This window comes from Ditibartonella apihabitans, from assembly GCF_002007485.1.
Classification (GTDB): Bacteria; Pseudomonadota; Alphaproteobacteria; order Rhizobiales; family Rhizobiaceae; genus Bartonella; species Bartonella apihabitans.
The window spans coordinates 120,719-146,495 of the sequence record NZ_CP015820.1 but is presented as its reverse complement, the minus strand read 5'-3'; the positions used below and the strand labels follow the sequence as shown (position 1 = coordinate 146,495).

Genomic DNA, 25,777 nt, shown 5'->3' with positions numbered 1-25,777 from the left:
ATATCTTGCCTCACAATGCATCTTCATCAACATTCACAATCGTTTTTGTTTCTATTGATTTTAATATTGCAGAAACGACTACCAAATTCATATGCCCGTCCATTGCGCTTACTCTAGGATCACGACCATTTTTAATTACATCCAGGAAGTGTAACATTTGCAACTTTAAAGAAGGACCCTCAATGCGCTGGAGTTTTTCGTATTTGAAGCTTGACCACCAGGATCTCTCACTGCCAAGAGGATAATATCTTGCTGACATTGTCGGAAAATCGATTGAACCATTTGTACCGGCAAAATGGTAGCAATTGGCATCGTCATGTTTAGGGTAATCGGGGTTTTCTCCGGTTGTCAATTCCCAACTCTGATTGCTCGCCGCCGTATCGGACAGTATAAAATTACCCAGAGCACCGTTCTTGAATACCAATGTTATAGCTGCGGTATCCTCAACCTCATATCCCCGTATCCGGTTACTTGCTATTGCAAATACTTCCTTAATCTCACCGCAAAGATACCGCACCAAGCCAATTTCATGGATGAGGTTAATAAGGATCGGACCCCCGCCTTTTTTTGTCCTCCACGGTCCGTCAATAAAATATTGATTGGGCTTATAAAAAAGCACGCTACCTGAAAAGGTGACAAGTTCGCCAAATTTGTCAGATTCCATAAAAGTTTTAACTGTTTCCAAAAGTGGATTATAGGTACGGTGATGTCCTACTAGTACCGGAACGTTCAGCTGTTTTGCTCTTTTATAAAGCTGCAATGATTGTTTAATATTTTCTGTAATTGGCTTTTCAACCAACACAGGAATGTGCCTTTCAATGCAAGATAACGCTTGAGCATAATGATATTCGTTAGGTGAGCTAATAATGACACCATCAACATGCTCTCTATCAAGAGCCTTATTTATATCGACATAAAGCTTTACATTATATTGTCGCGCAAACTCTATATTCTCACTTGACTCGGGTGCAACAACGGCAACAAGCTCTGCATCGGGCAAGTCTTTTATTAATTGGGCATGTTTATGACCAATAAGTCCGGGTCCGGATAGGAGTAATTTCAGTTGTTCAGCCATATTGCCTGCCTTCAAGCACTTTGTACTTATTTCAATTTCTGTGAAGGAAAAATTTCAAACTTTTTGTCTGCTAACTTTCGTATTTGTTCGACGTATTCATCGTAGTTATATAGTTTGTTAAATTCTTCAACAATTTTCCTGTTCAGCTTTTTATAAGCGTCAGGATGTTTTGAAAAATACAATATCTTTTCGCATATTTCATTTTGCATTGCTTTACTGGATTCAAAGAAAACCGGATAGTCTTTATACTTTTTTGAAGGGAAAAAATCTTCGTTATATACCGTAAGACCAAGCCCACCCTGATAAATAGGTTGTGCAACGTATCCGTCAAATCCTTCGCCAAATGATATAGAAAACATACAATCAGTGGCGTATTCCATATATTTATCAAAGGTTATATCTTTGATTTCTAATAACTGGAATTCTGGCAAGTTTTTTCTGATTTTATTCAGAACGACCTCTTTAAAAGGAGCTGAATCCGGAGAATATATGATTAATTTCTTTTTTTCTTCGAATGATGTCTTGGGATAATTTGATAAATCGGTATACGCAGGCAAAAGTAGAGTTGGTAAATCATATTTGTCTGCCATCTTTTGACTGAAATATGCGTGATGTGCCACTGATTGAGTTACCGAATCCGCGATTCTTCTGAGCGGCCAGAATTTCTCTTCCTCTGGCATCAACTTTATATTTTGATTGAGAATATTTATATCGAGTTTTTTTACATGTGATAGGAAATTGAATTCATCGTCCGTTAAATTATCTACAAAGTCAACAGTTACATATTCTGGTATTTGTAAATATATCTCTTTGACGTTCTTTAGGCGTTCTATTTGTGAAAAACGATACACATTTTCACTATTAATAAAATTCGAATTTCTGAAATAAGTCAGATCTTGCTTATTAGGACGAGTCATTATGACAACGTCATAACCATGCTTAGGCTTCATACGACGCAAATGAGCTGCAATTGAAAACATGGAATAAATGCCGCCGCTCATGTCGTTCCACTCCGGTACAAGGATTATAATTATGCGTTCCGCACTTTCTAGATCCAAGGGGAAATATATATCTTGGGTAAGCTCTTGTATTTTTATCAGATCAAAATTCTGTGGTTTTTTTAAAAATTCTAATGCATATTTATCTAATATTTGTTTGCGTTTTCTGCGCCGTTTCTCTTTTTTCCCCGCAAACATTGCAACGAGATTTGCGTGAAATTTACAAAGTCTATAAATTAGCATTTAACTAAGTCACCTATTATAATTTCGTATCGACTGTTATAGACGTAATCTTACTTTAAAAATTCATTACAGATATCAGTAATGTCATCTTGTTCTACTGCACTATGGAATGGTAGACACAAGACCCTATGCTTTACCACATTTGCATATGCATGATCTCTTGCAGTAACAATACCATAACCTTTATAAGGCAAAAAATCGGTGCAAATAGGATGGAAGTATTTACGAGTAAATATCTGCTTCTTTTTCAAAGCATCATAAATTTCATCCCTACTTCTCCCGAAAACTTCTTCGTCAATGACCAACGGAAAATATTGCTCCGAATTAAACACCCCTTTTTGGCACGGTGGCAATGTAATGCCTTTGATACCCTCCAATCGCGAGCAATACTCTTGTCGCAACGATCTCCTAATTGAACGTTCTTTCTCAACTAGTGGCAAATTCAACAGACCGATTGCAGCTTGCAACTCGTTCATTTTACCGTTCAAGCCAATAGATACAACTTCTTCTTCATTTTTGATTCCAAAATTGCGCAAATTATAAATCGTTTGTTGATAAGATTTATGTGGAGTCGCTATAAGGCCACCTTCAATCGTGTTGAATAATTTCGTGGCATGAAATGAAAAAACAGATGCGTCACCAAATTTTCCGATTGCCTGTCCATTAATTTTCGTGCCAAACACATGAGCAGCATCGTAAATGAGCTTCAAATTATGTTTTGTAGCTATTTCCTGAAGCTTATCAACATCACATACAGTACCATAAACATGTACAGCCAATATAGCAGCAGTTTTTGCGGTTAAAGCCTTCTCCACCGAAGCTGGATCCAATGTTAAGGTATTCGGATCAACATCTGCAAAAACCGGTTTAAAACCATTCCACTTGATTGCATGAGCTGTAGCAGCAAAAGTTAACGGTGTAGTGATAATTTCACTTTCCTTTGGAAAGTCGAACATTTTCAATGCAACAAGCAGTCCCATGGTTCCGTTGTTAAAAAGCATTGCAGTGGGGACATCCAGATATTTCTGCAGCTCCGCTTCAAGCTTGTTATGTAATGGCCCTCCGTTAGTAACCACTCTGCTTTTCCATATTTCTTTCAAGACTAATTCGAAATCGTTTATATCCGGTAAAAGGGGACGAGCAACATATAAAGGACGAGGCAAAAATCAAACTCCGTTCATAGAGAAGTTGAGAAATTATCAGTGCTAAAACTAAATATATAAGCTGGATATTTCGTTAAGCACCCATAAACTCTATTCCCTAACAATTCCATAGTTAATTTTGAACCTCCTTGCATGATTAAGCCAGCGATTTCGTCTCGATAGGCAAAATTCACAATTTAATATTGTGATTCATTTTCGAACGATTTTATGCCAATTTTGTGAATCGGCATATATAGATTAATGTTAATTAACAAAAATAGAATAATATGTTGATTTTTTCATGACATATTTTAAATTAGATCATAATTACATCTACATAATTCATCTTTTTGTTTTATTATCATATGTATCTATTAGGTCGTCCGATATATTGTTGAAATATTTTTTTCATACTATTATTTGTTATTTTATAATTATAATTACATATAATATGTTTTATTTTATAAATATTTAATATATATAGTTTATATATATTACGTTAGTGAAAAATATACATATAAACTTCTTAATCTGACTATTCTTTATTTAAATCAGGATTTAAAAAGTTGTATTTTTTTAAAAAATTACATAAAATTTGTTATAAGCTCGGGCTCACCACCCATTAATTTTATGGATAGTCTCTATGATTGAATGATGATTCATTGGTTTTAAAGATGATTGACCAATGAATGAGCTTTTATCGGGCGTTGATCGGAAGACGTGCGCATCGCCCTATTATCCATAGCCTCACGAATTAGCGTGGCCAATGAGCGGAGCGTCGTCTATGGCTTGTCTACGTTATCAAACAAGATCGAGATGTTTTTTGTCGGCTTTTGTCTGGATAACACGCTCGCCAAACGCTTTATCTGCTGGAGAGAATTGACCGTATTTGATCGTGTCTTTCCGCCCCCATCCGGCAAGGCACAAGACCTCGATGCATTATGATTGATGCAACACATCGCAAAGCGCATCTCATGGCAGCAAGCCTTTTAAAAAAGTATGATAGTGACCCGTAGAAAAGGCGGCCTGACCTCCAAATGGCATAACGTCCGCTATGAAACGGGCATACCTATTTGTCTATTATTGTCGGAAGACCGGATGACTGACAATGAGGAGGCCGCACTCCTGTTACCCGCAAGCTGATACCAGCTAATCCCTGCTGATGGAGGGGATAGTGCCAACGGGTTCAGGCAAGCCTTGATGTCGACTGGCTCAAACAAACTTTGCATATCAGGAAGATCAAGGCCTGCATTTCTCCTAGAATGGACAGAAGCACAAAACTCGCCTTCAGCAGCCGAACATCACAAAGTTAGGAATCTGTTTACCAAGCCCGAAGACCGGAAGCCTATTGCCACATACTATGACTAACATATACACATTTTTTCGCAGCTATATGCTTCGCCGCTTTCAGTCATCTTCTGTCTTAATTGATAAGCCCTGCCCCGTGAACCAATTATATTATAAATTTGTCTTCAATAACATATGGACCGCCGCCAATTGACTCGTGCGATGACATCAACACAAAGCGGTTGACCGGAAAATACCCCGTTTCAAAATGTCCATGAGAAGAAAGATAGGGCAATAGATCATCAAGCTTCACCTGTTTCAGGCGAGCAACTGTCACATGTGGAATATATTTCCCTTTATCCGATTTGAGGCCAAGTCTTTTGGCAATCGTATAGAATGGGATGAATCAGGTAAAGAACCAATGGTATCGATTATTATACCATCGGATAACATTGAAAATATTCGTGCTTCACTCAATTCTATCCTAACTCATACAGATTATACCAATTATGAAATCCTGGTCGTTACAAACTCGAAAATTATCGACCAGTTAAAGAATGAAAATCAGACTATAAGTTTCGTCAACTACGATAAGCCCTTCAACTTTTCTGATAAGTGTAATCAAGGGGCGATGCAAGCGAAAGGCCAATTTCTGGCATTTTTCAATGACGATGTTAGAATCATAAATGATGATTGGTTGAAACAGCTCGTTCACGTGGCTCTGATCAAGGGAGTTGGTGCCGTAGCTCCCAAAATGCTGTATTCAAATGGCACTATTCAACATGCCGGCATGGTCACCGGGGTTCGTCGTTTGGTTGGTACCGCATTTCATGCAGTTCCAGACATTCAACATCCTTACTTCAATATGGCAGATCAAATACGGGAAGTTTCGCTTCTTTGCGGAGCGTGTTTACTTGTTTCTGCAAAAACATTTTCACAAGTCGGTGGATTTGACAGCGAACATACACCAATTGCTCATTCCGACGTGGATTTATGCTTTAAAATACGTGAATTAGGGCAAACATGCATATATCAACCAGATTCAAAATTAACTCATTTAGGGCATCTATCAATCGGTAAACTTGAAAAGAACGTTTCTCCCAAAATTGATAAATCGGATATTTATCTCTTGAAACGTTGGCCCGAACAAGTCGCAAATGACCCATATTTCACTCCGTTAATGCGATCATTATTATATCATGACTCGCCTGAAGATTTCTCCATCTATCCAGGAAAACGATATGACAAAAATCGAAGGGCGATGTATTGATCGTAAGCCATGATCTGACAAATAGCGGTGCTCCGCGAGTTGTTGTCGAAATGGCAAAGACGTTGGAAAAAGAAGGGTATTTTGTTGTTATAACCAGTCCTGAGGACGGTCCTTTAGCAAAAGAACTACAATCACTAGGCTTCAACGTTATCATAGATAGTTTGTTGCTAAAAATGGGCGAAAGTGTGCTATCTTTCGCACGCAATTTTGACCTCATAATTGCAAACACAGTTGTAACATGGCCAATTGTTAAACAGCTTGATCCCGTTGTTCCGGTTTTATGGTACATCCATGAAGTGGAGCTTGTCTCGGATTTGGCTGATAAGTTTCCGGATTGTGCAAAAATATTACATGATGCAGCAAATATTGTTGGTGTAAGCGACTATGCAATTGAGCATATAAAAAATATCGAAGTAATAAGACTGGACGATTGGAAACCGGTTTTCCTCAACTTCAACGCAAAAACCATAAGGGAGATCAACTCCTATTGTCTACTTTCGGATCATATGAATATCGGAAAGGTCAAGATCTTCTTTTGGCAGCAATGCAATATCTTGCACCGGAATATCGCAAAAAATTCAAACTCCGTTTTTTTGGTCGAACATTAACAAAAGAACTCAAAGCAAAATTGGAAGTTGATGCAAAAAACTACGAAAATGTCTCGGTCAATGGTGAACTATCTCACGAAGATTGTGTTATCGAAACGGAAACGTCCGATCTTGTAATTATTCCATCTAGAAGCGATACACTGCCAATAGTTTCGATAGATGCTTTAGGTGCCGGTGTGCCTATTATGTGCACAAAGCAAACCGGAACAAGTCAATATTTAGAAAATGACAAATCCGGATTTATAATTGAGCAGTCGACTCCCGAAGGTATCGCAAAGGCGTTACAACACGCATTAGAATTAAGCGATAAATGGCATAACATCGGGCTTGAAGGGCAGAAAATCTTTAAAAAATATTTTTCATTGGATGTTTTTGAAAAGAATCTGTCTACTGTTGTAGAAAACCTTTTGGCTCAGAAACGCTCTTAAGTTCGTTCAACAGTAATTGAGTTAACATGCTTTATTTTTCATAACCACATATTTTATTTATGAATATGTGGTTATGTTGTGTTATATGACGTCGTTTTAAATTTATTTATAAATAAATAATATAATGATTTATAATTTTATTTAAAATTTAAAACAGAATTATTATATTTTTACCTTTCCTCGGCAAACAATTTTGTACGGCGCTAACACAGACTTGAAAATAGTTAATTGCGTCAAATGACAACGATTAGGGAGAAAAAGCTACCTATCGGAAGAAAAACAGAACAAACGGTGTAACTAAAAGACAAAAGAACGAGGCGTGCAGGTGGAAAATTTCCCATCTTCAGGCAAATGAAACGCAATAAAAACATCCACGCTTTTCACCTTTCGAAGGTGGCATTGAAGCTTCAGATCATTATACGACAATCAATCAAACCTGTTTCTATTGTCTGAAAGCATTTTGATGTTTAAAATATTTTATCCTCAACAGAGGAACAGTTCAGAAGCTTTTGCCAGCAAACGTCATCGCCTCTATGTAGTTGAGAAATTAGTTTAAAAGCAAAACGGCATATTGCGGCACTCCAATTATAACCCTGAAGAGTCGTTCCATCTCCATCTCAAAGAGTATGAATAGTGCGGCAATAACCGACCACGAAACAATCTCAAAAAAGAATTATCACAAGGATAGAAAAATTTTACCCCTTAACCACGTAACCTCTTTCTTTTTAATATTCGCTTTGGCAAAAACAATAAATCATTAATATAATATATATCAATTAAATATTTTTCTTTATTGTTATTTTTAATTAATTTTAAGTTATTTAAATATTGCATATATGTTTATATTTTGTGATTAAAAATATATTTATTGATTCATTTGCATGATATAACAAACGACCACTTTTAATTGTATCGCCGATACGAGCATTTCAATTTCCAAACAAATTTATATATTTTATTTCTTCTCAGATCGCGTTTTTGATTTTTTAATAACAATACATATATATTGTAAATATAAAACTATGAAATTACTGTACTGAAAAATACTTTTTATTTTTTATGTATATAACGAAACAATAAACATGTTTTATGGAAAATTGATTAACTAAATTAATATTTCAAAAATATCTTTTTAATAGTTCTTTCTATTTTAATCTTTAATACAGCGCGTTTCAGCTTACGTCGGATAGGCCCTCTTAATCTTGTTTTTTGTGAAATAACGTCAATGAATTGGTCTAATAATGAAATAATTTCATCGCGGTGTTCAAACATCTTGATTTGTTGAGGTGTCTTTGGCTTTTTTACGGCCTGTCTCGCCTCTTTAATGAAAGTACCCATAAAACGTGGTACGAGGCAATCCCTTATATAACGATGCCCGTAGCCGGAAACTTCGTCAAAATTATCACATATCTTCTTTACATAACGCAAACGGCTACGACTCATTTTGATACTGAAAGATGTACTATTATTATTGATACACCACACTGTCACAGCTTTCGGTAAATAATAATTAGTCCATCCTTTGCGGAATAACCTGAGAAAAAAATCATCATCCTCATAGCCTGTAAACTGTGGATCGAACCCACCGACATCTTCAAAAGCCCGGCGACTAATTAAAGAGGCTGATGGGAGAACATACATATCGTACCTTAGCATGGTCAATATACTTGTTTTAGGATGAGAATCTTTTGTACTCCGGACGACAACATTCGTTTGAACGATATTCCCTTCCTCATCCGCTTCACATAAATCGCCGTAGACCCAACCAAATTTCGGATCTTGCCATTCGACCGCATCCATTAATTGCTTTATATGATTTGGCAAAAAGAAATCATCTTGATCAAGAAAACAGATAAATTTAGATTTTGTATGTGCAACACCGAAATTTCGCGCTGACCCCTGCCCACCGTTTTCTTTACGAAGAACAGCAAATCCCATTTTCTTTGCAATAATATTTAAGAAATCTGACTCTTCTTGAATTGATCCATCATCGATGACTAACAATTCATTCGGTTTAACAGTTTGATCGAGTACGCTTTGTACACTTCGTTCTATATATTTTGATCCATTGTAATATGGAATAATAACAGAAACAGTGCGATCGTGTTCGTTTAATGATGATTTAATCAACTCTCGCTCGCTTTGAAACAAATAATATATTGCCCACTCAAACTCATCATGAAAAACCGGTAAAATTGATTCAATTAATATGAAAAATATCCCGATAGATCAATGACTCGTAGCTATATTGCGTTAGACTTCCTTTTTGACGTGATATCATAACTCCAAATACCTAGACGAAGATTATTAACACACGCGGTAGTTATCATTGCAATCACGTTCAGCTTTAAATTGTACCCGGACAATCCTCTATGGTTCGCTTACGAAAATATAGATAGTTTCCAAAACAATTCATTAATATCTATAATATGCAGGACATATCCGAAATTATTTTATTTTTAGTGCCCATTTGTCTTCAATAACATATGGCCCGCCGCCAATTGACTCGTGCGATGACATCAACACGAAGCGGTTAACCGGAAAATATCCCGTTTCAAAATGGCCATGTGAAGAAAGATAGGTCAATAAATCGTCAAGCTTCACCTGTTTCAGGCGAGCAACTGTCACATGAGGAATATATTTTCCTTTATCCGATTTGAGGCCAAGTCTTTTGGCAATACGATCAATGTCGCTTTGCAAAAACAATAATTCCTCACATGGTTCTACACTTGCATAAATCGAATGGGGCGTTTTTGAACCGAAGACATCAATGCCTTTCAGTCGCAAATTGAAAGGCTTTCTTTCAATGTGATCAAGTGCGTGAACAAGTTCATCAGCCATCTCGTTGTTCATATCGCCGAAGAAGCGCAGGGTGATATGATAATCCTCTACTTCTATGAAACGTGCTCCAGGTAAACCGCCTCGCAAAAGTGACAAGGACAACGCGGCATCATGCGGCACTTCCAATGCGGCAAAAAGTCGGGGCATCATTATTCCTTACGCGTTGTGGGTGACGATGAAATGAACGCCGGAAGGTGATTTCCGGCAAAAGCAATATTTCTCGTTTTAATAATCTTTTTCATAGAAAACACCAACACTTGAATCACCTTGTGCGCCAAGTGCGCCTTTGGCTTTCAAGTTTTTGGAAATATCCAGATTAACAGTGCCTTTCGTGTTGCCACCGGAGCCGGCTTCGACACCGAGATAAATATTATCGCGAATATAGCGACCCGCTTTAACGCCGGTATTCCCCTGTTTATCTGTCACGACATCAAGATCATCAAGACCGGTGGTCGACCGTAAGGAACCGAGAAGCGACGTGTTGGTAACACCGGCAAGTTCGGCAGCAGCAGACGCAAGCTGGGCAATCTGGAAGGGCGAGAGTTCGCTGATCGAACGATTGAAAATCAAACGGGCGAGAACTTCGTCCTGAGGCAAGACAGGAACTGAAGTGAAGGAAACACTCAATGCATTGATCGTACCGCTTACAGTTACCGTCACCGTAATATCGCTTCCTTGCGTGGTCGCAACAAAATTGACTTCAGGATTGAGATTGCCGACAAGTGTTACCGTTCCTTCAGTGAAGGTAAGGCGTTGAGAAAGAATTTCAAACCGGCCCCGCAACATCTGGAACCCGCCGACAGGATGAATTTCATTCACCGGACCGAACAAACCGATTTCGCCACCCAATTCGACATCAAGCCCCATACCGCGAACAAAAATCTGGTTCGGTGCACGAATATGCAGTTTTAGCTGGACGACAGAAGGTTTTGCCGGAGCCGTTGCAGCTTTATTCCTGCCAGTATCGATTTTCGCCCGCTCAAGCGTTGTTTCAATATCTTTTGTAAGATTCTTGTGTTTGACATCTATAAGAGCCGCCCCTCCGAAACGATCCGGAACGGTAATTTCTGCCTTTTCGATTGTAAGATCACCGCCAATCACCGGATTATTCAACAGACCGCCCGTTACTGTTAAAGTGCCATCAACGGTCGCAACAACCATTTCGCCATCGCTATAGCGTGTATGATTGAGGCGAACGGTCATATCGGCGGGCATTCCGGCAGAAAAATCTGTCGAAATAGAACCGTTGGCGGAAATTGTACCTCCAGCAGATGATGAAGCGCTGGCACGATTGAGCACAATGCGCTCGCCACTCAAACCGGCATCAACGACAATATTGTTCAGGCGCAAATTGCTTTGCGGATCAATAAAAGTACCATTTGCAAGAGCAAAATGACCATTCAATTCCGGTTTTGAGAAGGAGCCTCTAACGGTCGCATCAATATTTGCCGAGCCGGAAATTTGCGTTCCACGTTCGGCAAGGAATTGATTGGCAATTGCCATAGGAGCCGAACCTTTGACATGAAGATCGATGCCATCACCTTTTACCGGAATGCGGCCATTTGCCGACATATTAAGCCCTTGCGCACCATTTGCATTGAATTGTTCAAGATTAAGAACATTATTGTCATAATGACCCTCAGCATTCAAACTGATTGGTGTAAGACCATTTTTTGCCAACAGATCGGCTCTCAAGCCCTGGCCTGAAAGATTGAATGTTGCCGTCGGTGCTTTCAATTGTCCACCGATGTGGGCGTGACCGGAGATGGTTCCTCCAAGATTCTGATTGGCCACAAAACTGTTTGCGAGAGTAACGGGCAAGTTTTTCAAATTGATGTCAAGATCAAGATTTCCTGCATCCAGCGGAACTTTGCCATTGGCTTCAACATCAAGACCGGAGCCGGAAATTCTTGTATCAATATTGACCGATTTGCCATTGGTTCTCCCCTTTGCATCAAGTGCAAAAGGTGCGATTTTCTTGTCTTTGAGAAGGCCAATTGATAGACCTTCGCCTTTCATATCAAAGGCAACATCAGGTTTATCCGGCGTTCCTTTTATATCGGCTTGACCGGTTAAAGCACCGGTTGCACGAAGATCCGGTTTTATCAGATTGGCAAGTGAAACGGGCAAATGGTCCATTTGCAACTCCAAATCGAGTTTTGACCCGCCATCGCCTTTAACCGAAAATTTCCCGCCATTCACATCCAATGTCAGAGGCGAAATGTGATAGCTATTATCAAACAAAATCACAGAAGCCGGATTTAATAGTTTCGCATGCAATGTATCCTGCGAAACGTTCATAGAATCAAACTCGACGGTTAGCCGCCGATTATCTTCTTGCCCGTTTTGCCCATCATCCCCGTTTGTTGCAGGGTAGATCAAGCGACCAGCAAGATCGGCCTTGATATTATTCTGGACATCGGCAGAAACCTGAAAAGCGGTTTTTCCATCCATATCTTTTGCTGTTGCTTTTATGGTATTGACGACAAAATTCGCAACGCGAATATCGGAAGCATTGACAAAGCCATTGACACGGAAAGCACCTTTCGGGTCATCGAGCGTCAAATTCATATCAAGGCTTTCAACATGATTTTCGCCAAAAACCAGTTTGTCGATATGGGCTTTCAGACGACCGCTCTGCTTTCCTTCACTTTCGCTTAAATTAAAGTCACCTGTCATAGTGCCATGACCGTCGGTGAGCAAAAGCGCACTCAATGTTGAAATATCACGTGCATCAATATGGATATTGCCGTCAATCAGCCCTTCCAGATTTTGTTTCAGATTGCCGTTCACATGGGTTTCGCCGACGAGAATGTCGAGATTGTTCAGACTTTTAAACTGGTCATTATCGGAAAAACTACCGCTTAGTTTGAGTTTTTCACCCCCGAAGAGGCCGCTACCATCTACATAACCACTCATATAGGTGGCAACAGGAGAGGTGTTATCAAGAACGGCATTGGCAAAAATTGCCGTATCCTGCATTTTCTGACCCGACAAAGTTGCATCTTTTATCTTTGCTCCAAGACTTAAAGCAACAAGACGGTTATGGCCACGGGCGGCACCCTGCAATTGGACTGCCCCATGCATACGGGGATTGACGAGATTAAGGTCGGAAAGATCAAGCTGATAGTCCATATCGGCTTCATCACTCGAGAAGCTGCCATTCGCTTCAAGCTTGATATGGTCGTTACCAAGCAGGAATTGGCGTGTTGTAATTCCGGTTTCGTCGCGTTTTATTCCGCCCGATAATTTTACATTGCCAGCCAGCAAACGATCCAGCGTTTCATTACCGGTTTTCAAAGCCACGGTTTTTCCGGAAAGATCAAGATCGAAAGAGCCACCGACAAGGCCGATTGAGCCATTTGCCTCAATATCGGCTGCACCCGAAAGCGGTTTTCCGCTCAACATTGCCAAAGGTTCCAATGTATCGGCTTGAATGCCGAGATTTCCTTTGAATTGAAACTTCTCGATTTGCCCCTTCAGCCATAAAGTGAGCCCGTTAGCGGAAAGATTGACAGTGCGTAGTGTAACCGGCTGATGGGCGAGAATATCGGCATCAACTTTCAAATTAACCGATTTTCCCAAGGCATCCGAAATCTTGCTCTTAGGCGTTGCCATGCCGTTTATTGCGCCGGTAATCTGCAAACCGACATGACGATTATTGACGTCATCCAGATTTTCCGAGTCGCCCCCCATATCGACAGTTATATCGTGGGCAATGAAATTTTCGTTTGAAAAGTTATTGACGATAAATTGGCCACTCCACATAGAGCTTTCATTGCGTCCATAATCGATATTAAGAGCAATATTATCGGCACGTGTTTTGCCTCCGGCGACAGGCAAAATAATTGACTGACCGGTTTGCGCTTTGACCGATGCTTTTACCGCCAATCGGCGTAAAAAGCCGTCTGACAATGTCTCTGCATTTGCTGCTATATGAACGCCTTCACCATTGATCGAAAATTTGTCCAGTCGAAAGCCGCCGCCCTTTTTCAGCAAAGCTGCCAGTTCAAGCTCCGTTCTTGCCCCGAAAAATGCCCGATATTCGTCAGGCATCAAAAGGACAATCGGCCCTGACAGGTTAACATTTATCGATTTTCCGCTTTCTGTGCCCTGAAGCTTGAATTTGCCATTCAGTACCGGATCGGCACCAGCTTTCATCGCAAGACCGAGCTCGAAATTATCAAGCGGTCCTTCGCCTTTTGCAATCAAAGCAACGGCGGGGCGATTCTTTATTTTTAACAGATTGGCAACAATGCCGTTTTCCGGCTCCGACACTTCGATATCGATTTTTGCCTTATTAGTACTGTTTGAGATATTGGCCAATACATTGAAATTGCCGGCTTTATCCAGACGTTTCATGACGAGTTGGGCTGCGAGATCACCATCGGCAAGGGTTATACCGCCTTGCAACGAAACTTCGGAAGGAAGATTGAATAGTGGCTCTCCGAATGCAACTTTCTTTGCGTCAAGCGATTTGATGCTTATCGCAACTGGCAAGTCCGGTATAGAAAAACCCTTGGACTGGGGACTTGGTGCCGAAGAATCAGGCAAAGGTTTCCTGAAAATATCAATTTTTTCGGCAGACAATTCGTTAATAGACACTTGTCCGCGCAATAGTGCCAAACGATTCCAGTCAAGTTTGGCATTGGTGATTTTGAGCCAGACGCCTTGTCGATCGGCAATCGTAATCGAGCCGATTGTAGCGTTAGACGACAAAGCCCCTTCAATGCCCGCAAAACGGATTTGCCGGTTAGGTGAGGAAATTTTGCTTTCAATGAATGACAAAACCCATGACTTTTCCGCCGCAGCCGTATCGTGACCGGCGGGTGAAGAAGTGTCGGCAAAACTCGCTGTCAAACCTGTAAAAATCAGGAACAATGCGGTCATAAAAGCTGAAAGTGAAAATTTTTTCATCATCAGAACGCCTGCCCTATGCCGATATAGAAACCTAAATCAGGGTCGCCCACTGCACCATCGAGAGGTGCTGCCACATCAAAACGCAATGGTCCAAGCCCTGTCATATAACGGACACCGATACCGGCACCGACTTTTGTGTTTTCCGAAAAATCCGGAGTGGAATCAGCCCCCACAACACCGGCATCGACAAAACCGACGAGACCGATTGTATCGGTCACCATTGTGCGCAACTCCGCCGAACCTTCGACGAGTGAACGGCCGCCAATTGTATCGCCGGTATCGGTTCTAATACCGATATTACGATAGCCATAACCGCGCACAGAACCACCGCCACCGGCAAAGAAGAGCATATCAGAAGGAATTTCGCGCGCTTCCGGACCGGTAATCGAACCGATCTTTGCACGTGTTGCAATAACATAGCGATCTTTCGCATCAAGCGAAAAATAGGAACGGCCTTCCAATGTCATCTTGCCGATAAAGTTTCCATAATGAATTTCGTAAATCGGCTCCAGGACTGCTTCGCCATAAAGGCCGTGTTTCGGATTGGACTTGTTGTCACGACTATCATAAAGCAATCCTCCCAAAAAACCGACCGGTGTAAAATCGCGATTGCCGAAATAGTCGTCTTCCGATTTGGTTTGGGCGGCATTAAAATAAATCCGCCCTGACAGCTCATCGGTGAATATATGTGTCAAACCGAGCTGTCCGGTAATGCCTGTGGTTGTATAATTATCAAGAACCTCACGCTGCCCTTTAAGGCTTGCAACAAAATCGGTATCCGGCGTAATGACACCGGGGCGGGTGAAAGTGGTTCCCAAAAGATAACCGAAGTTTTTCGGATTATAGGAGTCATCCTGACTGCCGCCAATGCCGCTAATCTTGGCATCAAAACGCAGGCGTTCCGCATGGCCGAAAAGGTCGCGATGCATCCAGTAAGCTTCAAGACCGGCGCCATCAAGTGTCGAATAGCTGCCGCCAACACCGAAACGATGAAGCGGACGTTCCTGTACTGTAAGATTGAGCGGCAAAGTGCCATCAGCCTTTATCTTGTCTGCCTCCCTCACATTGGCCGCACGAAATACATCAAGACGCGCGAGGCGCTTGTTGGCTTTGGCAATATCATCGGGGTCATATTCCTGCCCCTCTTTTAATCCGGTCATCCAGGCGACATAGGCTGAATCCATGCGGGGCTTGTCGCTGACGTTTTTAACTGTCAAGGGACCATAACTGGCTTTTCGACCGGGCTGAACCTCTATATTGGAATCGATAGTGCGGCTGGCATGATCGGCAACAACATCACGGTTTTTTACGCTTGCCTTGGCATAACCTTGTTGCCGCCACCCTTCGATGGCAAGTTGTTCCGCCTTGAAAACAGAACCGGATTTTGCAACATCCCCTGACGCATATCCAGAATCGGCCGGAAGAGGAACTTTGTCTTTCTTGTCGTCGGTTTTTGGAGCGAGATCATGAACGCTTGCAACACCGAAATGATATTGCGGTCCGGTATCGATTGTAATGAGGATATCGGATTGGTCGGGCAATTCTGTATCGGGACGGATATTGGCTGCCTCCGCACCGTTCACCTGAATACTGATCGTACCGCCGTAATAACCTTCGGCATAAAGGGCAGCCAGAATTTTCCTGTAATCACCGCGTGCTTTGGCCAAAAGTCCTGCAGAACCGGAGGCCGGCTTATCATCATCTTCAATGAGAGATGACGCTGCTTTGACAATTTTTACGCCCCCTTCGGGTGCATTCGGAGCATTGGTAACTTTGACCTTATAATGTTTGGGGACACCGATAACATCGGCATTTTTATCAGTCTGGTCTTTTTTACCCCATAAATGGATACCAAAAAGATCGAAAGCATTTGCTTCTTGTGGTTGATAAAAAGTCAGCGCAACGCAGGTCATGAGAGCGACAAGAGCACTCTCTGCCTTCAACCTCGATTTTGTAACTGACATTACCAAAACACTTAACTCTTAACCGTCAAACTCTTTGTTTACCTGCTTATTTACCAAATATAACGCTCCAAAATTCAGAACCCACAATTTACTTCGCACTTTAACTTCGCGCTCATTAAAATTGCTGCTTGTTCATGCGTTAGCATAGGCCAGCGTTTAATCATATACTGACGAACATGATTTTGCTTCATTTTCATCAATGAAGTGTTAACCGGCAATTTGTGCCTTATCGTGGCGAACACCATAAAAATACTTGATGTTCATGAAATGTTCTTGATTTTCAGTAAAAATAATGATTGTCTCATTTTGATACAACTCACATGAGAACAAGACAAATGGTTGCACGTATTACGACTGTTGCCTTTTCGGGCATTGAAGCTTTACCTGTGGATGTACAGGTCATGATTGCCAATGGCAAAATGGGAATGTCCATTGTAGGCCTTGCCGATAAGGCGGTTGCAGAAAGTCGCGAACGCGTGCAGGCAGCACTTCACGCCTGTGGATTGTCCATGCCGATCAAACGGATTACGGTCAATCTTGCGCCGGCCGATCTACCCAAGGAAGGTTCCCATTATGATCTACCGATCGCTGTCGGGCTTATGGTCGGAATGGGGCTTTTACCCCCTGAAATCGGGCAAAAATACGTTGTTATGGGGGAATTGGGACTGGATGGTTCTATTGCACCGGTGAGCGGTGTTCTACCGGCCGCAATGTCCGCTGTTGCTTCCGATAAAGGGCTGATTTGTCCGGAACAATGTGGTCCTGAAGCCGCCTGGGCAGGCTCCGACATCGACATTCTGGCCCCTTCGAGTTTGCTCACTCTGGTCAACCATTTCAAAGGTTCGCAATTTTTGTCGCCGCCACAGCCACGCCAATATATTGTTCAGGATAATTTGCCCGATCTTGCCGACATAAAGGGGCAAAGTGCCGCCAAACGGGCACTTGAAGTGGCAGCCGCGGGTCGTCATAATTTGTTGTTTGTCGGCCCTCCCGGAGCTGGCAAATCTATGCTGGCCGAGCGGTTACCTTCCATATTGCCGCCGCTTGATGCCCGCGAACTTCTTGATGTTTCGCTGATTGCCTCGATTGCCGGAGAAACAACGAACGGATCTGTTTCCATTCATCGACCTTTCCGTGCACCCCATCATTCGGCATCCATGGCAGCTATGGTCGGCGGCGGCATTAAAGCACGCCCCGGCGAAGTTTCACTTGCCCATAATGGGGTATTGTTTCTCGACGAGTTTCCAGAATTTTCACCGCAAGTTCTCGATTCTTTGCGTCAACCGCTTGAAAGCGGGGAATGCGTTGTTGCGCGTGCCAACCGGCATGTCAGTTATCCCGCACGTATCCAGCTTGTTGCCGCCATGAACCCTTGTCGCTGCGGCATGGCAGGTGAACCCGGACATGTTTGTGCCAAAGGCCCGAAATGCCAAACCGATTATCAGGCACGTATTTCCGGCCCCCTGCTTGACCGCATAGATTTACGTATTGATGTGCCGGCCTTATCGGCACTTGATCTCATCAAACCGGCAGAAGCCGAACCAAGCCGCGTTGTCGCCGAACGCGTTAAAAAAGCACGAGATATTCAGGTTAAAAGATATGCAGAACTGGGAATGCCCCAAATCCGCACTAATGGTGATTGTCCTGCAAATCTGATCGAAAAAGTTGCCGTTCTTGATGGTGCTGCCACAATATTATTACAAACGATAAGCGAAAAAATGCGCCTTTCAGCACGCGCTTACCATCGTGTCCTGAAAGTTGCTCGTACGATTGCCGATCTTGAGGGGGAGACGCATCTTACCAGACACCATCTTGCCGAAGCGGTTTCCTATCGTCTGGGCAATGAACGCCTGAAAGCCGTAGCTTGAATGGTAGTGCTCAAAGCGTGAAAAATGACGTTCTATGCGCGTTTTTTTGCGCCGTTCGAAATTTCCACAACAAGGCTCGCATAATTCATAGTTACCTCGCATAATTCATAATAATTCGCGAAAATGAAATATGGAGTTTGTTGTCGGAACGAAATGAACTTCCGAATGGTCTTCAAGCTTTTTCAAAACCGGTTGATCGAACATAATGCGGTTTTATCCGCGGCCTCACACCTTTACCTGCGGGTGAATGTTATGAAAGTCAGGCTTCCGGATTTTATTGTCGCTGTTTATTTTCAAAAACAACCGACAATCGATGCATTCAAATGCTTTTTTAAAACACGAATATTTTTCAAATTTCCGATTTCAAAAAATATACCTGAGCAAATGGATTCATGGACTTTTAGATCACCCTGACACAGGGGGCAAGCTTCGGCTTTCAGACCCGTTCTTTTGCTTGATCAACCCTCTATTTCCTTATTCATTTTTGACAGGATTTTGTTTTTCTTAAAAGATTGAAACAACAGTTTTAAAAATACTGAACAACTGCCGACCACGTGATGAAGCTTTCATAGGCTCCTACATTTTCAGCTTGTCATCAAACGGTTCGAGATATGCAAAATAAAAAGTTGAAAGGCATAAAAGTCTTCATGCATAAAAAATATTTCAATGGAAATCGCGGGATTTCGGCAAAGCACGGAACTGACGGGGATGGCGGGCCACAGGTTCGCTTTCAATCGCCGCAAAATGTTCGGGAATTTCGCTCAAATTGATAATGTCCATACTTCTATCTTCGATATAAGAGGCAACAAGGTGGGTAACACCGGAAGAATCCCGTTGTATTTTACCTGTTATTAATAGGAGTTTACCTCCCATGACCTCGCGGCGAAAGCGCACCATTATTTTTGGCCAGACAACAATATTGGCAATGCCGCTTTCATCTTCCATTGTCAAAAAGACCACCCCCTTGGCACTACCGGGCTTTTGCCGGACCGTAACAATACCGGCAATTGTTGCAGAAGATCCACCGGCAATTTCCATTGCTTCATGACAGGTAAGCACACCCTTTTTCACAAGGTCGTTTCGCAAAAAACTCAACGGATGGGCTTTGAGCGACAAGCGCGTTGTTTCATAATCGGTAATGACATGTTCGCTCAATTTCATCGGCGTAAAGATAAGCGGGTCTTCTTCACCGAGATCGGATTGTTGTGCTGCCGCAAATAATGGCAAGTTTCCATGATCGGGTAAACGGCGCACCGCCCATAAAGCCGAACGCCGCTCTTTATCGATACTTAAGAAACAATCGGCATCGGCAAGAAGCTCGAAGGCGCGTTTTGGTAACATCACCCGACGATGCAATTCTTCAATCGAAGAAAACGGCCCTTCAGCCTGTTGAAGTTCGATTCTTTTTCCCCATTCAATGGCAAAACCGTTGATTTGGCGAAATCCCAATCGCAAAGAAAAACCGTTGCCGTTTTTTTCCAGACAATGGTCATAATGGCTATGATTGACATCGACCGGCAAAACCTCGACACCATGATTGCGGGCATCCCGAATAATCTGGGCGGGGGCATAAAATCCCATAGGTTGGGAGTTAAGAAGAGCGGTCGCAAATATTTCCGGATGATGACATTTGAGCCAAGCCGAAACATAGACAAGGTGGGCAAAGCTTGCCGCATGGCTTTCAGGAAAACCATATTCGCCGAAACCTTCAATCTGCTTGAAACAATTTTCGGCAAAATCGCGCTTGTAACCCCGCCTCACCATTCCCTCGACCATTTTTGCCTGCATGGTATGAATGGTTCCAACCCGCCGGAATGTTGCCATGGCACGGCGCAAAAGATTGGCTTCATCGGGAGTAAATTTGGCGGCTTCTATGGCAATGCGCATTGCTTGTTCCTGAAAAAGCGGCACGCCCAATGTTTTTCCCAGAACACGTTGCAATTCGTCAGGTGGACCGAATTGTGGTGAAGGTGAAGGATAAACCACTTTTTCCATATGGTTGCGACGGCGTAAATACGGGTGCACCATATCGCCCTGTATCGGGCCTGGACGGACAATAGCCACTTCAATGACCAGATCATAGAATTGTTTCGGTTTCAATCGCGGCAACATGTTCATTTGTGCCCGGCTTTCAACCTGAAAAACTCCGATCGAATCGCCTTTTGACAACATTTTATAGACGTGCTCGTCTTCCCGCGGCACGTCATGCAAGCCATGGCTGATATTTTTATGACGCTTCAAAAGATCAAAAGATTTGCGGATCAAGGTCAGCATCCCCAAAGACAAAATATCGACCTTCATCAATTTGACAGTGTCGATATCATCTTTATCCCACTCGATGAAGCTGCGGTCTTTCATGGCAGCAGGGCCGATCGGCACGGTTTCATCAAGCCTTTGCTCGGTCAAAACAAAACCGCCGACATGCTGTGACAAATGCCTTGGAAAGCCGACCAATTCATGAGCAAGACGTAGTGTCAAACCAATCATCCGGTTTGTCGGGTCGAGTCCTCTTTGAGCAATCACCTCATCGCTTACTTTTTTGCCGGATGTGCCCCATACAGTCGAGGCAATCGCTCCTATAATATCTTCGCTCAAGCCCAAAGCTTTGCCGACATCACGAATGGCACTGCGACTGCGATAACAGATGACCGTTGCAACAATCGCAGCTCTATGGCGACCATAACGGCGATAGATATATTGCATCACTTCTTCGCGCCGCTCATGCTCGAAATCGACATCAATATCGGGTGGTTCATTACGTTCTTCGGAAATAAAACGCTCGAACAACAGATCAATCTGTTGCGGATTAACATTGGTAATGCCCAAACAGAAACATACTGCCGAATTGGCAGCCGAACCGCGCCCCTGACAAAGAATGCCTTGCGATTTTGCAAAACTGACAATGTCATAAACAGTCAGAAAATAGGGAGCATAGCGAAGCTTCTTGATAAGCTTCAATTCTTTTTCCAGAAGTGGTTTTACACTCTCATAAGCTGTTTTTGGAAACCTTTCAGCCATGCCTTTCCAGGTCAATTCTTCCAGATAGGATTGGGGCGTTTTACCGGCAGGAACCGGCTCGTCCGGATAGGAATAGGAAAGATCATCAAGTGAAAACGAAATGGGGGCTACAAAATCCTGTTGCGCTTTGATTGCACCGGAAAAATTCCGATAAAGCCGTTCTATTTCTTTCACCGGCTTCAGATATTTTTCGCTATTGGCTTGAAGCGCAAAGCCTGCTTCGTCAATTGTTTTATGAAGGCGGATTGCTGTCAGAATATCTTGTAAAATGCGCCTTTCTTCACTGTGATAGAGAATATCGGCAGCAGCAATGAGGCCGACATTAAAGTTTTTGGCCATTCTTGCCAGATATTCACTATAACGGGCATCCTTGCCGGTAAAATTCATCGGCAAACCCAGAAAAACTTGTCCCTTTGCCACCTGTTGCAAATTTTTCAACGTGTCTTCCAGTTTTTCGCCATCTGTGACAATGATCTGGAAACCGCGCGCACGAAACAAAAAATCTTCAAACTTTAATTGGCAGGCTCCTTTTTCGCCGGATCTTGCTTTTCCTTCACTCAACATCCGGCACAACATGCCATAAGCTTTTCTGTCTCGTGGATAGACAACAAGATCCGGCGTTCCATCCGAAAACACCAGCCGACAACCGACAAGATAGCGGAAAGAAGGGGCAAGTTTTAAAACTTCCCGTGCCATGGCAAAGCCGCGAACCACGCCGGCCAATGTGTTTTCGTCGGCAATGCCGATGCCTGCATAGTGAAGGCGCGCCGCCTCGCCAACCAACTCTTCGGGATGGGAAGCGCCTTTTAAAAAGGAAAAATTGCTTCTTACAGACAATGCAAACATGTTGTCGCCTTATTTTGTCTGGTCGTTTCCTTGCTGGTAGATTCTTCAACCGGACGAAAAGACATGTTTTTCAAAAGACCAGACTTTCTTATAAGAAATAAAACCACCGCTTAATGCGTAAACTTGCCTTTAAAATTTCTGGAAACCGAGAGATTTCAGGCAAATAAGCCATGCAGAAACCATTTTGTTTGCGGATATTCTCCATAACGGAATATCCAGAAACGTTCACCATTTTCATCTTCCACGCGATAATAATCACGATCAGGACCCGAATGCTTCCACCATTCGGCACTGATACGTTCAGGCCCTTCGGCAAGGTGGATTTTATGGACAACCCGTCGCCAGCGAAAAGAAGCTGGTGGATCATCCGGCAAAGCGGCAATGACATCAATGGGCTGTGGCGGGCAAAAAAGCCTGATAGGCCGTTCGGGCGGATTGGGACGAAGAGAGGAAAATCCTTGTGCCTTCAATTGTGCATCCAAAGCTTTCAAAGCTTCAGTATGCGGTTTATGGTGCTGCGCTACCCCCCAAAAAGCTGCATATTCGGGAATATGACTTTCTTTTGTACCGGCAACCAGAACATGATCTGCCCCTAAACGGGTTGACAGCCGATCAACCAGTTGCCCGATTTCTGCCGGTTCCAGATCATCATTGACAAGCTCTGTCTGAAGGGGGCGAAGGGGAGCGGAACGGCTTACCGAAAGTGCCAATGTATCATAGCCATATCCCGCATCGAGCGGTGTTTTCAAGCTTTTCAGCCGTTCCTCGAGAAGCGACAGGAATTGTACCGGATCGCTCAAAGGGCGACCGGTCTCGATACCTATCCGGTCAATATGTCCATCAACCCGATAAAGGATGATATTTATCATCAGACACCCCAGACCGAGTTTCGTTAAACGCTTGAAAAATTCTTTTGCCAGAACAAAAAACTGTTTTTCAACCATTGTTACATCAATCAATGGCTCTTCCAAACGTAATGACAAATAAAGGGATGGGGGTGGATTTATGAATGAAAGCGGCTCCTGTCTTTTTCCATAAAGCGCATCAAGGCGGGCAGGCAAAACTTCGCCGAAGCGCGCAGCCAGTGCTTTTGGCGAAACCGCCTGAATATCTTTGAGACAATGGAATCCGGCACGGCGAAGTGCCATTTGGACATCCGGCTTTGCTTCAAGTGCCGGTAATTTCAGCCGATCCAGTGTTAAAACAAAATCTTCTTTTGTGACAAAACGGTTGACACCAAAACGGGCAAAAGCCCGCGCGGCTGCCGGTGTTACTGTCAGTGCCGAGAGTGTCTCAAGCCCCAGCCCCTTATAATAAGCGGTCACTTTTTCGAGCATTTTTTGTGGCCCCCCGAAAAGATGATCGCAACCTGTCACATCAAGTATCAAACCAAAGGGAAGGCTATAGGCTACAAGTGGGGTAAACCGGCCAGCATTTCGAGCGAGATATTGAAGATAGTTCTTGTCGGCCTCTTCTGCTTCATTGACTGTTTCTATTCTTTCACAAAGGCTGCGTGCATGAACCAGAGAAAGCCCCGGATAAAGGCCGGCATGTGTCGCCGCCTCATTGACATGAGCGAGCCTCAGTCCGTGGACAGAACGGCCAACCACTGCAAAAGGTTTTGTGAAATCCGGTGCTTTTTCAGGCGGCAAAACCGTCTTCAGACGGTCTATCGGCAGGCGAGGAAAAGCGAGTGCCAGATAGAGCCGGTCGTTTAAGCCGTATTTCTTGGGGTTTTGTAAAAATCTGGTCATGGATGTTCCATTGCATCAACCAATGTCCGGTATATCCGGCCCTATTTCGCAAAAGTGTGACATCGTAATTTGTTAGTCCCGGTGCTTTTGCACCCGAACTTTCGGAAGGTGCTGCTTTGATTTGCCAACGTGTAGCAGCATTGCTGTTTTTCAAAGCTTCTTTGCCAAGCACCAGAACAACCGGCGAATGTGCTTTTTCTGCTGCCAGATGCAAACGTCGGGTAGCTGTAAAATCAAGCGCCCGACAGGCACCCGAAAGGCTCAATAATAAACCGCCCACTCTGGACGTTGCCAATGCATCATCAGCCGCTTTCAAAACATCTTCGGCCTTTTGACAACGCACCAGAATAAATCGCGCCGGATCAAGCCCGGAAGCAGAAATTCCAACAGGATAAGGAATGCCATATTCTATTTCTGTACTTTCTTCTTCCAGCCAGATGAATGGGCAGTTTGCCTTTTCATTGCGTTTGAGAAGACCGAGAGAAAAACCGGTTGCACTATTCATGGCGGCAGGACCGGAAATAACTTCATGCAAGGCATAAGAGGGAAATGGACCAGCCGCAAAATCCACCTCTTCGTGACCGAGATAGAAATAGCCTTCAGGAAGGGAATGCTTTTCCTTGCCCTTCCTATTGTCATCCATAGAAAAAGCGACAGGTTTTCCTTCCATGCGGGCAACAAGGCGACGTAATTGGGCTATATCCGGCATAAAAGACTCACAACAATGTTCTTGTTTTGTTCCATTATGGAATCGAATATAAATCAGAGTCAAGTGGGAGATTTTATAAAAGAAACTGCCTCTTCAATTCTGAAATATCCTTTAAAAAATCAATTTCAGGATGCACATGAAAAGGATTCCTGAAACCGGAAACTTGTAAAATTATCACGACTTCCTACTTCTATCATTGTTAAAAAGCGTAGTTTGAGGACATTTCTGCGGACGGAATTTTAAGATGGATAAAACAACAATCGAAAAAATTTTGAAGCCCGAATCAGAAGAAACGCAAAAAAGTCGTGCTGCAAAAGTACGGGCGGCTTTCTGGAAAACAGTTCGTAAAGCGGCAGGACACATTCCCTTTATGGAAGATGTCGTTGCCAGTTATTACTGCGCATTTGACCCTCAAACACCAACACGTGTACGCGGCATTCTTCTTGCAGCACTCGCCTATTTTGTAATGCCTTTCGATCTTATCCCCGATATGTTGGCTGTAATCGGTTTCACCGACGATATTGCAGTTCTTACAATTGCGATCTCGGCAGTGCGCGCCCACATCACCGACGCACATTATCAGGCTGCACGAAAAGCTCTGGAAAAGGCCCCGATTGAAACGCAAAAAAAATAGTTTTTCATTAAAATTGTAATTTCCGGACAAAACTTCACTTTTTGGTAACCATAAACTAGTCAAAATTGCATGTAACACTGAAAGCATGTTGTGAGAATGATATGCTAATTTTTGAAAAATCGCCGGTTTGAAGCCATCTGGCTTTGCCAATAGAAAACAAAAAGTGAGCTGA

At 42.9% G+C, this 25,777-nt stretch carries 16 protein-coding genes and 1 pseudogene; 6 read left to right on the top strand and 11 right to left on the bottom strand.

Annotated elements, in window-relative coordinates; all coding sequences use genetic code 11:
• Positions 1–10 precede the first annotated feature (10 nt).
• The 3 genes from BBC0178_RS00640 to BBC0178_RS00630 are packed head-to-tail and all read right to left on the bottom strand — an operon-like array spanning position 11 to position 3,479.
• Positions 11–1,075, bottom strand: coding sequence for a Gfo/Idh/MocA family protein (locus tag BBC0178_RS00640; protein ID WP_078040286.1), 1,065 nt, complete (start codon positions 1,073–1,075; stop codon positions 11–13).
• A 26-nt stretch (positions 1,076–1,101) separates the two neighbouring features.
• Positions 1,102–2,316: a hypothetical protein gene (locus tag BBC0178_RS00635; protein WP_149867386.1), complete on the bottom strand. Its 1,215-nt coding sequence runs from the start codon at positions 2,314–2,316 to the stop codon at positions 1,102–1,104.
• Between the two features lie 50 nt (positions 2,317–2,366).
• Positions 2,367–3,479, bottom strand: a complete 1,113-nt coding sequence (locus tag BBC0178_RS00630; protein ID WP_077969868.1) for a DegT/DnrJ/EryC1/StrS family aminotransferase — start codon at positions 3,477–3,479, stop codon at positions 2,367–2,369.
• A 768-nt stretch (positions 3,480–4,247) separates the two neighbouring features.
• On the opposite strand from BBC0178_RS00630, the gene BBC0178_RS11780 reads away from it, so the two are divergent.
• Entirely contained in the window at positions 4,248–4,403 is a 156-nt protein-coding gene (locus BBC0178_RS11780; protein ID WP_188317746.1) for a hypothetical protein, read from the top strand.
• Positions 4,404–4,911: 508 nt separating this feature from the next.
• Here BBC0178_RS11780 and BBC0178_RS00625 read toward each other — a convergent pair.
• Positions 4,912–5,082 (bottom strand): 2'-5' RNA ligase family protein, encoded by a 171-nt coding sequence (locus tag BBC0178_RS00625; protein ID WP_236823655.1) that lies wholly within the window; start codon positions 5,080–5,082, stop codon positions 4,912–4,914.
• Between BBC0178_RS00625 and BBC0178_RS00620 the strand changes: the two genes are divergently transcribed.
• From BBC0178_RS00620 to BBC0178_RS00610, 3 genes and pseudogenes are all read left to right on the top strand, one after another.
• Positions 5,083–6,015, top strand: a complete 933-nt coding sequence (locus tag BBC0178_RS00620) for a glycosyltransferase family 2 protein (RefSeq protein ID WP_078038837.1) — start codon at positions 5,083–5,085, stop codon at positions 6,013–6,015.
• A gap of 50 nt (positions 6,016–6,065) precedes the next feature.
• Positions 6,066–6,257 (top strand): annotated as a pseudogene (locus BBC0178_RS12095) (hypothetical protein); the annotation flags it as partial.
• 188 nt (positions 6,258–6,445) lie between these two features.
• A complete protein-coding gene (locus BBC0178_RS00610; protein ID WP_078038835.1) occupies positions 6,446–7,051 on the top strand; it encodes a glycosyltransferase family 4 protein in 606 nt (201 codons plus the stop codon).
• 1,110 nt (positions 7,052–8,161) lie between these two features.
• Here BBC0178_RS00610 and BBC0178_RS00605 read toward each other — a convergent pair.
• The 4 genes from BBC0178_RS00605 to BBC0178_RS00590 all read right to left on the bottom strand — a co-directional run bounded on the left by BBC0178_RS00605 (position 8,162) and on the right by BBC0178_RS00590 (position 16,776).
• The gene (locus BBC0178_RS00605; RefSeq protein WP_188317745.1) at positions 8,162–9,181 is read right to left on the bottom strand and encodes a glycosyltransferase family 2 protein; all 1,020 of its coding nucleotides are present in this window, start codon (positions 9,179–9,181) and stop codon (positions 8,162–8,164) included.
• 318 nt (positions 9,182–9,499) lie between these two features.
• Complete coding sequence (gene thpR, locus BBC0178_RS00600; protein ID WP_225868327.1) at positions 9,500–10,042, bottom strand: RNA 2',3'-cyclic phosphodiesterase; 543 nt, start codon at positions 10,040–10,042, stop codon at positions 9,500–9,502.
• Between the two features lie 75 nt (positions 10,043–10,117).
• Entirely contained in the window at positions 10,118–14,812 is a 4,695-nt protein-coding gene (locus BBC0178_RS00595) for a translocation/assembly module TamB domain-containing protein (protein WP_078038833.1), read from the bottom strand.
• Entirely contained in the window at positions 14,812–16,776 is a 1,965-nt protein-coding gene (locus BBC0178_RS00590) for an autotransporter assembly complex protein TamA (protein ID WP_078038832.1), read from the bottom strand. Before BBC0178_RS00590 ends, BBC0178_RS00595 begins: the two co-directional genes overlap by 1 nt.
• Positions 16,777–17,111: 335 nt before the next feature.
• Between BBC0178_RS00590 and BBC0178_RS00585 the strand changes: the two genes are divergently transcribed.
• Positions 17,112–18,644: a YifB family Mg chelatase-like AAA ATPase gene (locus tag BBC0178_RS00585; RefSeq protein ID WP_078038831.1), complete on the top strand. Its 1,533-nt coding sequence runs from the start codon at positions 17,112–17,114 to the stop codon at positions 18,642–18,644.
• 663 nt (positions 18,645–19,307) lie between these two features.
• Here BBC0178_RS00585 and BBC0178_RS00575 read toward each other — a convergent pair.
• The 3 genes from BBC0178_RS00575 to BBC0178_RS00565 form a co-directional block, all read right to left on the bottom strand.
• The gene (locus BBC0178_RS00575) at positions 19,308–22,508 is read right to left on the bottom strand and encodes an error-prone DNA polymerase (RefSeq protein ID WP_078038829.1); all 3,201 of its coding nucleotides are present in this window, start codon (positions 22,506–22,508) and stop codon (positions 19,308–19,310) included.
• A gap of 155 nt (positions 22,509–22,663) precedes the next feature.
• Positions 22,664–24,262: a Y-family DNA polymerase gene (locus tag BBC0178_RS00570; protein ID WP_149867385.1), complete on the bottom strand. Its 1,599-nt coding sequence runs from the start codon at positions 24,260–24,262 to the stop codon at positions 22,664–22,666.
• Positions 24,150–24,971 carry an ImuA family protein gene (locus BBC0178_RS00565; RefSeq protein WP_078038827.1) on the bottom strand — a complete coding sequence of 274 codons (822 nt, stop codon included), beginning with the start codon at positions 24,969–24,971 and terminating at the stop codon, positions 24,150–24,152. Before BBC0178_RS00565 ends, BBC0178_RS00570 begins: the two co-directional genes overlap by 113 nt.
• 244 nt (positions 24,972–25,215) lie before the next feature.
• Here BBC0178_RS00565 and BBC0178_RS00560 point away from each other — a divergent pair, with 244 nt between their 5' ends.
• Complete coding sequence (locus BBC0178_RS00560) at positions 25,216–25,605, top strand: YkvA family protein (protein WP_078038826.1); 390 nt, start codon at positions 25,216–25,218, stop codon at positions 25,603–25,605.
• Positions 25,606–25,777 lie beyond the last annotated feature (172 nt).

Bases quoted from the DNA above. Each gene is read 5' to 3' on its own strand.
- BBC0178_RS00635 (WP_149867386.1), bottom strand. From the start codon at position 2,316: ATGCTAATTTATAGACTTTGTAAATTTCACGCAAATCTCGTTGCAATG.
- BBC0178_RS00585 (WP_078038831.1), top strand. From the start codon at position 17,112: ATGGTTGCACGTATTACGACTGTTGCCTTTTCGGGCATTGAAGCTTTA.
- BBC0178_RS00565 (WP_078038827.1), bottom strand. From the start codon at position 24,971: ATGCCGGATATAGCCCAATTACGTCGCCTTGTTGCCCGCATGGAAGGA.
- thpR (WP_225868327.1), bottom strand. From the start codon at position 10,042: ATGATGCCCCGACTTTTTGCCGCATTGGAAGTGCCGCATGATGCCGCG.
- BBC0178_RS00575 (WP_078038829.1), bottom strand. From the start codon at position 22,508: ATGTTTGCATTGTCTGTAAGAAGCAATTTTTCCTTTTTAAAAGGCGCT.
- BBC0178_RS00560 (WP_078038826.1), top strand. From the start codon at position 25,216: ATGGATAAAACAACAATCGAAAAAATTTTGAAGCCCGAATCAGAAGAA.
- BBC0178_RS00620 (WP_078038837.1), top strand. From the start codon at position 5,083: ATGTGGAATATATTTCCCTTTATCCGATTTGAGGCCAAGTCTTTTGGC.
- BBC0178_RS00570 (WP_149867385.1), bottom strand. From the start codon at position 24,262: ATGACCAGATTTTTACAAAACCCCAAGAAATACGGCTTAAACGACCGG.
- BBC0178_RS00590 (WP_078038832.1), bottom strand. From the start codon at position 16,776: ATGTCAGTTACAAAATCGAGGTTGAAGGCAGAGAGTGCTCTTGTCGCT.
- BBC0178_RS00640 (WP_078040286.1), bottom strand. From the start codon at position 1,075: ATGGCTGAACAACTGAAATTACTCCTATCCGGACCCGGACTTATTGGT.
- BBC0178_RS00595 (WP_078038833.1), bottom strand. From the start codon at position 14,812: ATGATGAAAAAATTTTCACTTTCAGCTTTTATGACCGCATTGTTCCTG.